Source organism: Paenibacillus sp. GCM10027629 (assembly GCF_042676425.1).
Lineage (GTDB): Bacteria > Bacillota > Bacilli > Paenibacillales > Paenibacillaceae > Paenibacillus_K > Paenibacillus_K terrigena.
On sequence record NZ_JBHTGZ010000017.1, the window covers coordinates 72,391 to 85,490 of the forward strand.

A 13,100-nucleotide genomic window follows, 5' to 3' on the forward strand; every position below is an offset into this window, starting at 1 on the left:
CATGAATGGACAGATCCGTATACATCAATTGGGGCAGCGCGAGCTGCTCATTTATTTACCGCCAAGCTATAACCTGATGACGACAAGGATCTATCCTGTTGTGTACATGCATGATCGAGGGGATCTGTTCGATCCGGCTATTCATAATACGCTGCCTGAGATCGAAGCGCTGTTCGCGGAGGGTACGCTTCCCGAGATGATCTTCGTGGGTATAGCGTCTCATGCGCGAATGGATGACTATACGCCTTGGACTGCACCTCGGTTGTCTGACCAACGAACCGTTTCAGACTTCGGCGGTCAAGGCGATAAGTACCTCTCCTTCATCGTGGAGCAGTGCAAGCCTTATATCGATAAAACCTTTCGCACGGATGCAAGAGCCGATGTCACAGGGCTTCTCGGTAAGTCGCTCGGCGGATTGATCTCGATGTACGGGGCCTATCGACACCCTAAAACATTCGGAAGAATCGGCTCGATTTCCGGATCCTATTGGTACGAGGGGTTCGTGGAATTCATCGTCTCGCAAACGGTGGAGCGATGCGGGAATCAGAGGATTTATATGGATGTTGGGAGCCGAGAGGGTGAAGGTAAGCAGACGGTTCAACGGGAAATGGTGACCCGAACACAACAAGTATATGCCCATCTGCAGGCTGTCGGACTGGGTTCCGAGCAGCTCACGCTAATTATGGATGAGGGAGCGAGTCATGTGGCAGGGGCTTTTGCTCGAAGGTTCCCATCTGCGCTTACCTGGCTTTATCGTGAATAGAAGGATGAAGGAGGCGTATCCATTCTGCATAATTCTGAAGATCGTACAACAGTAATGACCTTACCCATTCCGGGGCAGGAAGTGGCGCTGCCGCGTACATGGCAGCAATATATACGCTCGAAGCAAGGGGATCGAGAATACCAGATTATGATCGCTGTTCCTCATGATCCACCACCCTCCACGGGTTATCCAATCATCTATGTGCTCGATGGCAATTCTGTATTCGGAACGATGGTGGAAGCGGTGCGGTTGCAGAGTCGTAGGCCGGAGAAGACAGGCGTTCTGCCGCATGTCGTCGTCGGAATCGGGTACCGGACGGAGGAGCCCTTCGACCCGGCACGGATGGTTGACTACTCGCTTCCGATACCGCGTGATGAATTGCCGACATTACCAGGCAGAGAAGAATGGCCCGAACACGGCGGTGCAGATACATTCCACCGATTCTTGGAGGAGGAAGTGAAGCCGTCGATTGAGCAGCAAGTGACGATTGATCGAGCGAGACAGAGCTTATTCGGACACTCGCTTGGAGGGTTATTCGTATTACATACGCTGTTCACGAAGCCGGAAGCATTCCGGACATACATTGCAGGCAGTCCTTCGATTCATTTTGGTCGCCAGCTGCTGCGGGATGAAGAAGCGGAGTTCGTGCAGCGTTTGGATCAGCAGAAAGTCGATGCGGGATTAATGATTGCTATGGGGGAGCTCGAAGAACGGCATCCGAGCCGTATGTTCGAACTTGCGGAGACGATGGCTGTACGCTTATCTTCCTTGGAGGGACAAGGACTCGAGGTGCAGTTCCGGGTTTTCGCGGAGGAGAATCATACGTCGGTGCTCCCGGTTCTGATTAGTCGGGCATTGCGCTACGCAAGCAGAACGTGCTCGGACAATATGAAGTAAGAGAAGGTCAACCTGTGATGTCGGGTTGGCCTTTTTTGTCATTCATCGGAGTGGGTTCAATAAATGAAAATTGGCTGATGTGGTACACTATACAGATGTGCATCAAGAATCCACAACAAGACTTCGCAGGAAGTGAGGTGAATAAGGACGATGCTGTTGCAATTATTCGAACGTGCTGCCTTATTGCTCATTATATTATTTTTCATGATCCGAATTTCGAGTGTCAGACATGTGCTGCAGAAAGACACGCAATCCCCGAGAGAGTACGCCGTTATTACGTTGATCTTCTGTTTGTTTGCGATTTTCGGGACCTATTCAGGGATTGATGTGGAAGGCTCGCTCGTCAATGTCCGCATTATTGTGATTATGTCCGGAGGGATTCTATTCGGCCCTTGGGTAGGGATCATTGTCGGTTTTGTATCGGGTATCCATCGTTATCTCATTGATATCGGCGGGGTTACCTCAGTCCCTTGTCTCATAACGAGTATCATCGCAGGGTTCGTCGCGAGTTATATTCATTTGCGGATGGCTAAGTCTTGGCGCTGGCTTGCTGGGATACTTGCAGGGATGTTCTGTGAAGCATTAACGATGCTGCTTATAATTTTCTATGCGAATCCGCCCGAGCTAGGTATGGATATCGTCTCGAAGATCGCTGTGCCGATGATCGTTGGGCAGCTTAATGTAGGGCTTATTATCCTCTTAATTCAGAGCGTGGAGTCCGAGAAAGAGAATATCGCCGCCCGTCAAGCGAAGCTTGCGCTGGATATTGCGAACAAGACGCTGCCGTATTTTCGCTCGGTTAATCCCGAATCGCTGCATACCATCTGCGGTATTATTCGAGAAGATATTCAAGCGGACGCTGTGGCGATAACGGATTTACGGAATGTACTCGCCTATGTAGGGTTCGGCGAAGACCGCTATTCTATACATCATGAGATTATTACCGATCTGACGAAGGAAGTGATTCGAACCGGCGAATATAAGATGAGCAACCATGCCATCCATGAGACAATGCCGGGCATTCAATCGCTCCTTATCATTCCACTGAAGGAACGGGACGAGGTGACGGGTACGCTCAAGATCTATTATCGCAAAGCATCTAAAATTACCTATTCGCTGCAGACGATGGCGGTCGGTCTCTCGCAGATTATCTCTACCTTGATGGAGGTTTCACGCGTAGGGGAAATGAAGGAGATGGCCAATAAAGCAGAGCTGAAGGCGCTCCAGACAACGATACAGCCGCATTTTCTGTTCAATGCGCTGAACGCGATTGGCTCCTCTATTCGAACCAAGCCGGATCGGGCGAGGGAATTAATCGTCAATCTATCCGGTTACATGCGATATAATCTGGAGCTGACGGACGAGCAGATCGACATTCATAAGGAATTAGAACAGGTCCGTAATTACGTCGAGATAGAGAAAGCAAGATTCGGCAATCGACTTACGGTGGAATATGACGTTGATGAAGTCGTTGTTCAGATCCCAAGTCTTGTTATTCAGCCGCTTGTTGAGAATGCGATTATTCACGGTATTCTGAAGGAGAAGGGGCCAGGTACGGTGACGATATCCGTAAAAGATCGCGGAAATGCGATAAGGATCGGGGTCATGGATACAGGGATTGGCATTGATGAAGCGGTCATCGAAAATGTGCTGAATGAACGTATTGCCGCGCATCATATTGGCCTTTTTAACGTGCATAAACGGGTGCAGCTGCTCTACGGCCATGGACTGACGATTCGTCGTCTGGAGAAGGGAACCGATATTTTTTTTGATATACCAAAGGAGACATCATGAGAGCGATAATCGTAGAAGATGAAGTGCTAGCAAGAGAGGAACTGGAGTATCTGATCACAGAGCATAGCCAGATCGACATTGTGGAACGGTTCGAGGATGGACTCGATGTCTTGAAGTATCTGCAGGAGCATGAGGTGGATGCGATATTTCTGGACATTAATATTCCTTCCTTGGATGGGATGCTGCTCGCGAACAATATTAGCAAATTCGCACGCAAACCGTTCATTATCTTCACGACCGCATACAAAGAACATGCTGCGCAGGCGTTCGAACTCGAAGCATTCGATTACATTCTGAAGCCTTACGATGAACGCCGCATTGCGGCGATGCTCCATAAGCTCGAGGCAGCTTACACGAGGAACGAAAAACCATCCGATCGACGACCGGCGGCGACGCCCAGCAAACGGATCAATCTGCTCAAGAATGATAACATCATCGTGACGGATTCAGGGGAGATTTATTACGCCGAAGCGCAGGAGAAAGTAACACAAGTCTATACGAAGAGCGGGCAATACACGATGCCGATGAGCATCTCGGAGTTCCACGCCATGCTGCCACAGGATCAGTTCTACCGCAGCCATCGGTCTTTTACTGTCAATCTGAAGCAAATCCATGAGATTGTCCCGTGGTTCAACAATACGTATCTGCTCCGACTTCGCGATTGTGACAAGGAAATTCCAGTCAGTCGCAGTAAAGTGAAAGAATTCAGGCAGCTCATGCACCTTTAAATGCAGTTCATTCCGGTTTCCCGTCATTTCATGCTGATATCCGCTGCTGTCGCGGTTTCTCTTGTAAGATGAAGCTACAACGAGAACACAAGTACAACATGAAAGCGGGGAATCGTGATGCAATCACCAAAGGCAAATCGATGGCTGATCGTATTAGGTACAATTATCGTTCAGATGGGGCTTGGGACGATCTATACATGGAGTTTATTTAATCAACCGTTAGAGGAACAATTCGGCTGGGGGTTAAGCTCAATATCGATTACCTTCTCGATTACAAGCTTTGCACTTGCTTTTGCCACCTTGTTCGCGGGGAAAATTCAAGAACGTATCGGTATACGGCGCTTAATTCTTATCTCAGGGATTCTCTTGGGATTTGGACTTATGATGAGCTCGATGGCTTCATCGCTCTGGATGATCTACCTCTTCATGGGTGTTATTGTTGGGTTCGCTGACGGTACGGCTTATATTACTTCATTATCGAACTTGATCAAGTGGTTCCCGAATCATAAAGGGCTCGTATCCGGGATTTCGGTAGGGGCGTTCGGGTCAGGCAGTTTGATCTTCAAATATGTAAATGCCAGCTTAATTCAATCGGTCGGTGTGTCACAGACGTTCTTGTATTGGGGAATTATTGCGATGGTGATGATTGCGGCAGGTTCCTTCTTGCTTCGTGAGGCGGTTGTCACGACGGATGCAGCATCGCAGAGTGCGAAGAAGTCAATAAAGCGCGACTACACGGTTCGCGAAATGCTGCGTACCAAAGAAGCGTATCTGTTGTTCATTATTTTCTTCACCGCTTGTATGAGTGGATTGTATTTGATCGGGATTGTCAAAGATATCGGCGTGAAGCTTGCAGGATTAGATGTAGCCACAGCTGCGAATGCAGTCGCGATGGTCGCAATTTTCAATACGTTGGGTCGTATTATCCTTGGGGCTCTGTCAGATCGTGTCGGACGGATGAAAGTGGTCGCGGGGGCGATCTCTGCAACAGCAGTATCCGTTCTTGTATTAAACTACGTTCAATTAAACGAACTTATTTTCTTCGCTTGCGTGTCTGCCATTGCTTTCTGCTTCGGCGGTAATATTACGGTATTCCCAGCGATTGTGGCCGATTTCTTCGGACTGAAGAATCAGAGCAAGAACTACGGCATCATCTACCAAGGCTTCGGGCTTGGGGCATTAACAGGTTCCTTCCTATCGGCATTACTTGGCGGGTTCCATGTGACATTCCTGGTGATCGCTGTATTGAGCGCGGTATCCTTGCTCATCGCGATGTTCATTACACCTCCGGGTGAGGGGCGGTTGCGGAAGAAGGAGGAAGCTGTTATCCTCCGTCAACAGCAGCAAGCAGGCTAAGCGTAGCAGTTACAGGAAACTTTACGTGAAACACCGTATCTCGAAAGAGGTGCGGTGTTTTTGGTGTGAACCGAATGTGAGACGATTTTCCTTCCTACTAAAGCATTATAGCCAATCTATTAAATGTAATGGTAAAGTTTTCATGTCTACTTCTCCGTTATTCTTGTAAGGGTTAATGAAAATACAATGAAGGGAGGGCGTAGTTTTTTGTTGTTTCCATTTCCCCTTTCAACGTGCGAGAGAGTACTATCTCAATTCATTGGAGGAATTTATTTGGGAATAAATCTATTAACTCGCAAATTATCTATTCTATCACTTACGCTTGGACTTGTTGTGGGTACCCTTCCGGGCCTGGCTTCAGCTGCGAACACGTCGGAATTCCTATTATCTGGTCAGACTCAGAAGGTATTGTCTATTGAGGGAAAAGATCAGAAGGCGACCATTTCATCTCGCCTGAATACGCGTTCTAATGAGAAAGTCAACGTTATTGTTCAGTTAACCGGTCAACCTGCTGCATTAGGTCAATACGCAGCAAAGCAAGGAAACAGATCTTTAGCATCGCAGGCTACAGAATCTGCTGTGAATACACAACAATCATTTGTTCTTGATGAGGCCGCAGACCAAGGCATAGATATGCAAGTTAACTATCAATACAACACGGTATTGAATGGATTTGAAGTAACCATCCCAGCGAATGAAATTCCTAAACTATCAGAGATTCCCGGTGTGAAATCGATTCATGAGAATAGCACATGGTATCCGATCCCCATTGAAACAGACTCATCCAAGACAGATCCTAACTACGAGACAAGTCCTCTGAAGCAAATTGGTGCAATAAAGGCATGGAATAAAGGTTATACGGGCAAAGGCCTCAAAATCGGTGTCATTGATACGGGGGTAGATTATACCCATCCTGATATCGAACCTGTCTATAAAGGTGGCTATGATTCGTTCGAGAAAGACGATGATCCCTATGAAGAAGTACCGATCAAACCTGAAGATGACGTCATAGGCAACCATAAAGGCTTTAAAGGAACGTATCACGGGACGCACGTGGCAGGGACCATCATTGGCCAATTCGCCAATAAGACTAGTGATATTGTGCAGAAAGGTGTTGCTTACGGTGCGGAGCTGCATGTTTATAAAGTATTAGGGCGAAGCCTAACAACACCTGACAGGTCTACAGGGACGACAGCGCAGGTCATTGACGGGATTGAACATGCTGTGAAGGATAAGATGGATGTGATCAATCTATCGCTCGGTTCCGATGCCATGAAAGATGTCAATTCTCCGGACACTATTGCGATCAATAACGCGGTGATGTCGGGGATTGTCGCTGTTGTTGCTAGTGGAAATGCTGGCCCGGGGTTAGGTACCATGGGAGCTCCAGCAACCTCGCAACTCGCGATCTCAGTAGGCGCGGTGACAAGCGAGAGTAAGCGTTTCTTGGGTAGAACCGAAGTTAGCTTTAGTTCGGTAACATCCGTGACTTATGATACGTATGCGCCGTTTCAAGTCATGGCTTGGCAGACCGCTCAAGAAGATTTCAAAGGTGTGCTGGGAACTGATCCCTATGAGGCAGTCTATGTCGGTCTAGGAATCGACGAAGATTACAAGGGCAAAGACGTTGCCGGCAAGATCGCGCTCGTCTCTCGCGGAGCTTATCCATTCGTCGATAAGATTGCCGCAGCAAAAGCGCATGGCGCAAAAGCGGTTGTCATCTTTAACGGCCGAGCTGTCAATAGCGATCCGAGCAACCCAGAGAGTGCATTGGTGCCTGATTTAAGGGATGATATTCCGAATTTAAATGAATACTATGACGGTAATTTAGGAGACAGTTTTGACTTTATACCAACCTTTGATATAAAAGGCAAGCAAGGCAGGGCGTTAGCCAGAGAACTTGTCAAAAATCCAAATAATAAACTGGAGTTAGCATTCAAAAAAGATCTAACTGTAACACCGATTCCTGGCGACTTCTTGGCGGACTTCTCCTCCTGGGGGCCAAATGGCGACAAGGATATGAGTATCAAACCGGACCTTACCGCACCAGGGGTTAACATCTTATCGACATGGCCTGCATACGGTAAAGGTAAGCCGGAAATATCCTATGATAAGGCATATAATCGGATCAGCGGTACAAGTATGGCGACGCCGCATGTTGCCGGTCTAGCGCTTCTTCTCAAGCAAGCCCATCCAGAATGGACGCCTGCTGACATACGTTCCGCCTTGACCAATACGGCAGATCTGATTAAGGATCCAAAAGAAAAGTTATACAACGTGTACCAGCAAGGATCTGGCCGTGCGAACGTGGACAATGCCTTAGATACTCCGGTATTACTGCAGGCGCTTGAGCCGATTACCATTCTAGATAAGAATTTCAAACCTGTAAATGTCATGAATTATAATTCTTCGGCAAGCTTCGGCGTGGTTGCAGCGGGTGCGTCGGAGCAAGTGAAAAATCTGCAGCTGAAGAATACGGGTGATGAAGATTTAACATATACAGCCTCCATCGATTGGCACAATGGACATGATGGCGTTGAAGCTGCGTTGGATCGTTCAACGATTACCGTTGCTGCAGGTGGGCAAAGCTCATTCCAATTGCGACTGAATGTCGGTTCTTCTGCAAAAGAAGGGTTCTATGAAGGTCAAGTTGGCGTGGAAAGACTGGGTCTTCCGAAATTGCATCTGCCGTTTGTCGTCTATGTCGGTAAAGACAAACCCGCGATTGGATTGGGGATTGAGGATGTCGCAGTCTCGAAAGCCATTATCTATCCGAACCGCAGCAGTCAGGATGCCTTCACGGATCTTTCATTCAAACTGACGACTAATAATACGAATTTTATTCAGGTTGAAGTCGCAACGTTGGACGATGAGTCTATTGGATTCTTCTATATGGATGCCAAAGATAAAACAGAGGATCGATTCCAACCGGGTACGATTACTAAAAAAATTACCGGCGCATACCATCCTTATGACCATGGCAACCCGATTCTCGAAAACGACGGCAGCCTAAAAACAATGCCCCTTAATGACGGTGTCTATACTATTGGAGTATATGCTTTTCAACTTACGGCATTAGGAGAAATCGCTAAAGATAAGAACGGCAATGATATTTTATATTCTGGCTATACGTCTTTCCGCGTTGATCATTCAACGAACGGCGGTGATACTAGTCCTGGTGGTTCAGGCCCAAGTCCTGGCCCAAGTACATCCACGCCAGCCCCTGCTACAGCCTTGACAGCTGCAGCCAATGCAGTCATCGATCAAGGATTGAAGCAAGTTACGTTGAACTCGAATTTGAATACTGCCGATGGTGTAACGACAGTGACACTTACGGATAGCGATCTGAAGAAGGCCATCGAATCGGCAGGAAACACACCGGTGGCAGTGATCATCACGGGAGCTCCGAATGCAAGCTCTGCAACCAAGCTTAATCTGACCGTAGAACAAATCAAGCAGCTTCAGGCACTGCCAGCGAAGAGTGCTGTCGTCGTCAGTCTGGCAGGTTCAGCTGTATCTATTCCTGTTTCCGTACTCACCAAAGGACCAGCGGGTACAGAATTCGAACTTGTTGTGAAGCAGGTTGAAGATGCAAAAGCGAAGTTCGCGGCGAAGCTGCCTGGCGCGAAGGTACTGGGTACGCCGGTTGCATTCGAAGCATCTTGGGTGAAAGATTCGACTCGAACACCGATCCAAGTGCCAAATACGACGTTTATCAAGCGCGTTTTCACCATTCCAGGCCAAGTGGAACCGAATACGGCAGGGGTATTGTTCGAAGAGAGTGACAAAATTACACCTGTCGCATCTGTGTTCGTGCCGCAAAAAGACGGTACGACGCTTGTTGCGGTATCGCATCCAGGCTTCTCTACCTATGCGGCCGTTAGCCGCACGGTGAAATTTAATGATATTGCTTCCTCATGGGCTGCATCCGATATTACAGCGCTCGCAAACAAGTTGATTATCGATGGAACTTCGGAGACGACCTTCGCGCCGAAGAACAACTTAACTCGCGCTGAGTTCACGGCATTGTTGGTTCGCTCGCTTGGCTTACGAACGAGCTCAGCCGCACCTACCTTCTCCGATGTGAAGGGCACCGAATGGTATGCCGGCGATATTGCAGCTGCTTCGCAAGTGGGATTGATCCAAGGGCTTGGCAACGGGAAATTCGCTCCGAAAGCGAATGTGACACGACAAGAATTAACGGTGATGTTGGCACGGGCGTTGAAATTAACCGGTGTTGAATTGAAACCGTCCAATCCGTCGTTCCAGACTTATTCGGATGATGACCAAATCTCCGACTACGCGAAGGACAGCGTGAAGGCATTGTCCTCAGCAGGCATCATGAGCGGTGACGAGAATCAGAAGGGTCTCTTCCTTCCGACTACAGCGACTACCCGTGAGACGGTTGCTGCTGCTCTCCATAAGTTGCTTAGCCAGGCGAAATTAATTGACTAATGGTGTGTAAATTATCGATATAATATGAACGGCATAGCAGCCTCAATCAGGATTATTTCCTGGTTCGAGGCTGCTTTTACTTTGTGGGGATATTTCTCATATCATGACTTTCTGACATTTGTCATACGGAATCTCTGACATCGTCCACTAACGAGCGTTCCCGTCGATCCACTACAATAAAGTCATAAGGAACACGCAAGAACAACACTTACGATAAAGGATGATGAACCATGACATATGCAATCGAAGTTAAAGACTTAGTGAAGCAATTCGGTGATTTTCAAGCCGTTGACCATATCGATATGAAATTCGAAACAGGCAAGATTACAGCGCTGCTCGGACCGAACGGGGCAGGGAAGACGACGACGATCTCGATGATACTGGGGCTGCTGAAGCCGACCTCCGGAACGATTCAAGTCTTAGGACAACCAGTGGGTACGAAAGCGTTGCGAGAACGGGTTGGCGCGATGATGCAAGACGTGAAAGCGCCGGACGGGCTTCGCGTCGACGAAGTGCTCCAGTTGTTCCGCAGCTACTACAAGAAGCCGCTATCGCTCGAGCAGCTGCTCGATATTTCAGGGCTTCACGGTGAAGCGAAGCGCCGTGCTTCGTCCCTATCCGGTGGACAGCGCCGTCGACTAGCTTTTGCGCAATGTCTGGCTGGAGACCCGGAGATGATCCTGCTGGATGAACCGACCGTCGGGATGGACATTGAAGCGCGAGGCCGCTTCTGGGATACGATTCGGGCGATGGCTGCACGAGGACGCACGATTATTTTAACGACACATGACCTGGAAGAAGCGGATGCCGTAGCTGACTACATCACGATGATTGCCAAAGGACGCGTCGTAGCGGAAGGAACGCCGGCAGCCTTGAAAGCTCAAACAGCGCTGCGCACGATTTCATTCCATGTACAGACGATCGTCTCGGAGGCCGAACTGCTCTCCCTACCGGGTGTAGAGAAGGTAGAGATTGCGGGTGCACGTATCCGATTGCATGTCCAAGATACGGATCGGATACTCGCGGAACTCTTAAAGACCTCATGGGGCGTCTCGGATATCGATGTCTCCGCTGCGAAGCTCGGGGATGCGTTCCGGATATTAACCCAATAAATTATTAACGACGTGTTCGAAATTATAATCATACGAAATGACAAATGAACGAATGAATCTTAGGAGGATTATCCATTATGAATATGTTTATAGCACAGACGAAAGCCGAAAGTATTCGCATTATCCGCAGTCCATTCTTTATGCTCTTCTCGATCCTGATGCCGCTAGGCTTCTACTTCCTCTTCGCAAGCTTAAATGGCTCGGATATGAAGGTTCAATCGACGACATACGCACCGTTCGCCATGATTTCGATGACAGCATTCAGTTTGATCGGAACCGCGATGAGCCAGTTCGGCATCCGTCTTTCGTACGAACGTCGTGATGGTTGGGTACGTCTGTTGAAATTGACTCCGCTAACACCTTCAACATGGATCGGCAGTAAAATGGTTGCACATATGATCGTACATTTGCTTACAATTATAGTTATTTTCGGAGCGGCGGGTTTGGTCTACAGTATCGATTTAACGGCTATTCAATGGGTTGTCTGTGGTGCTTGGTTATGGGTTGGCAGCTTACCATTCCTAGCTATGGGATCATTACTTGGAACGATGAAAAATGCAGACGCGGTTATTGCAATTGCGAATATTCTTCAAATGGGTCTTGCGATATTGGGCGGTCTTTGGATGCCGCTTCATACCTTGCCTGCATGGATGCAAAATATCGGCGAATGGTTACCTTCGTACCGTTACGCGCATGGGGCTTGGAATATGTTGAATGGCAGTGGTCCGGCATTCCTTGATGTTATCATTCTGCTAGTCGTTGGTGTCGTGTTTATGGTACTATCAGGATACATTCTGAATAGACGGGAAGCGTTATAAGTGGAGAAGAGTAAATGGAGGTTGTTCCCGGAGCTGGAAGGGATCGTCCCCTATATCGCACTTGCTAATTGTGTTATTCCATTATTTTTTATGCTTCGAGAGCCTCTAGCCAGTGTTTGGCCAGGGCTCCTTTTGTTTGTGGTATTTCTTGTCGCTTATCGTGAGCAGTTCTGGAGAGTTCGCTATGTACAGCATTTCCTTATTGTTCAGCTCGTGATTATTCTGTTCTATGTGGTGGCCTATGAGCCAGGGTCCGCTTATCTCGGATTTATCCTTTCGCTGCCGCTTAGCAAGCAGCGACCTCGGTTTATTATGATGGTTGCGATTGTATTCGCTGCAGTAACGGCGTGGGCTTCCATTCCGTATTTTGAGAAAATCGGCTCAGTGATGCTGTTCATCCTGATTCCGCCGATCTTCGGGGTATGCATCATGCCTTTCATCATTCGCAATGCGGCGAAGTTCAAGACGATGGCAGAGCGGCTCAAAGCGGCGACTGAGCAGTTGGAACGGATGGCGCAGCAGGAGGAGCGGCAGCGGATTGCCCGTGAGCTGCATGATACGCTAGGACATACGCTGTCGCTGATCTCGCTGAAGGGAGAGCTGACAGAGAAGCTCATTCCCCGTGCGCCGGAGAAAGCGATGGCTGAAGCGCGTGAGCTAACAGAAACGGCAAGATCAGCGCTGAAGCAGATGCGGGAGCTTGTGACCGAGATGCGCGTGGTACGTCTGGCAGAGGAATATGCACATGCTCGGGCTCTATGCGCCGCGGCGGGAATCGCGCTGACGATTGAAGATCGCGTCTATGATCATAAGAAGGACAAGACTGCAGATGAGACTCTTTCGCCGACGGCTCGAACGCCATTGTCTCCCTTACAAGAGACCATTCTTGCGATGAGCTTCCGCGAGGTACTTACGAACGTTGTAAGGCATAGCCGTGCGACGGATTGCAGGGCTGAGCTGGAGATTCAAGAAGGTAGTGTCATTATGCATGTGATCGATAATGGACAAGGCATGGATGAGAAAGAAATCAAATCGGCGAGCGGCAGCGGCATTGCGGGTCTTAGACAGCGGCTGATGCTGGTCGACGGACATCTTACGATCCAATCTGCTCCGCAGGCCGGGATGCAGATCGGGCTACATATTCCGCGAACGATTCGCAGTCAACAAGGAGGTTGAT

The 13,100-nt window shown here is 48.6% G+C and carries 9 protein-coding genes; all 9 read left to right on the forward strand.

Translation table 11 applies throughout. The annotated features are described in order from the left end of the window. Window position 1 precedes the first annotated feature (1 nt). The 9 genes from ACFQZR_RS26005 to ACFQZR_RS26045 all read left to right on the forward strand — a co-directional run bounded on the left by ACFQZR_RS26005 (window position 2) and on the right by ACFQZR_RS26045 (window position 13,099). Window positions 2–763: an alpha/beta hydrolase gene (locus ACFQZR_RS26005; protein WP_379351262.1), complete on the forward strand. Its 762-nt coding sequence runs from the start codon at window positions 2–4 to the stop codon at window positions 761–763. A gap of 54 nt (window positions 764–817) precedes the next feature. Beyond that, entirely contained in the window at window positions 818–1,660 is an 843-nt protein-coding gene (locus ACFQZR_RS26010) for an alpha/beta hydrolase (protein ID WP_379351263.1), read from the forward strand. A gap of 150 nt (window positions 1,661–1,810) precedes the next feature. Next, complete coding sequence (locus tag ACFQZR_RS26015; RefSeq protein WP_379351264.1) at window positions 1,811–3,454, forward strand: LytS/YhcK type 5TM receptor domain-containing protein; 1,644 nt, start codon at window positions 1,811–1,813, stop codon at window positions 3,452–3,454. Then, on the forward strand, window positions 3,451–4,182 hold the full coding sequence (locus tag ACFQZR_RS26020) for a LytR/AlgR family response regulator transcription factor (protein ID WP_379351265.1): 732 nt from the start codon (window positions 3,451–3,453) through the stop codon (window positions 4,180–4,182). The genes ACFQZR_RS26015 and ACFQZR_RS26020 overlap by 4 nt, the downstream gene beginning before the upstream one ends. Window positions 4,183–4,299: 117 nt before the next feature. Further along, window positions 4,300–5,538: an L-lactate MFS transporter gene (locus ACFQZR_RS26025; RefSeq protein ID WP_379351266.1), complete on the forward strand. Its 1,239-nt coding sequence runs from the start codon at window positions 4,300–4,302 to the stop codon at window positions 5,536–5,538. Between the two features lie 273 nt (window positions 5,539–5,811). Continuing rightward, window positions 5,812–9,993: a S8 family serine peptidase gene (locus ACFQZR_RS26030; protein WP_379351267.1), complete on the forward strand. Its 4,182-nt coding sequence runs from the start codon at window positions 5,812–5,814 to the stop codon at window positions 9,991–9,993. 230 nt (window positions 9,994–10,223) lie between these two features. Next, window positions 10,224–11,105, forward strand: coding sequence for an ABC transporter ATP-binding protein (locus tag ACFQZR_RS26035; RefSeq protein WP_379351268.1), 882 nt, complete (start codon window positions 10,224–10,226; stop codon window positions 11,103–11,105). A gap of 77 nt (window positions 11,106–11,182) precedes the next feature. After that, a complete protein-coding gene (locus ACFQZR_RS26040; RefSeq protein WP_379351269.1) occupies window positions 11,183–11,923 on the forward strand; it encodes an ABC transporter permease in 741 nt (246 codons plus the stop codon). After that, the gene (locus tag ACFQZR_RS26045; RefSeq protein WP_379351270.1) at window positions 11,924–13,099 is read left to right on the forward strand and encodes a sensor histidine kinase; all 1,176 of its coding nucleotides are present in this window, start codon (window positions 11,924–11,926) and stop codon (window positions 13,097–13,099) included. It abuts the gene before it with no gap. Window position 13,100 lies beyond the last annotated feature (1 nt).

Coding starts and splice junctions, on each gene's coding strand:
- ACFQZR_RS26010 (WP_379351263.1), top strand. CDS start 818: ATGACCTTACCCATTCCGGGGCAGGAAGTGGCGCTGCCGCGTACATGG.
- ACFQZR_RS26035 (WP_379351268.1), top strand. CDS start 10,224: ATGACATATGCAATCGAAGTTAAAGACTTAGTGAAGCAATTCGGTGAT.
- ACFQZR_RS26020 (WP_379351265.1), top strand. CDS start 3,451: ATGAGAGCGATAATCGTAGAAGATGAAGTGCTAGCAAGAGAGGAACTG.
- ACFQZR_RS26015 (WP_379351264.1), top strand. CDS start 1,811: ATGCTGTTGCAATTATTCGAACGTGCTGCCTTATTGCTCATTATATTA.
- ACFQZR_RS26040 (WP_379351269.1), top strand. CDS start 11,183: ATGAATATGTTTATAGCACAGACGAAAGCCGAAAGTATTCGCATTATC.
- ACFQZR_RS26025 (WP_379351266.1), top strand. CDS start 4,300: ATGCAATCACCAAAGGCAAATCGATGGCTGATCGTATTAGGTACAATT.
- ACFQZR_RS26005 (WP_379351262.1), top strand. CDS start 2: ATGAATGGACAGATCCGTATACATCAATTGGGGCAGCGCGAGCTGCTC.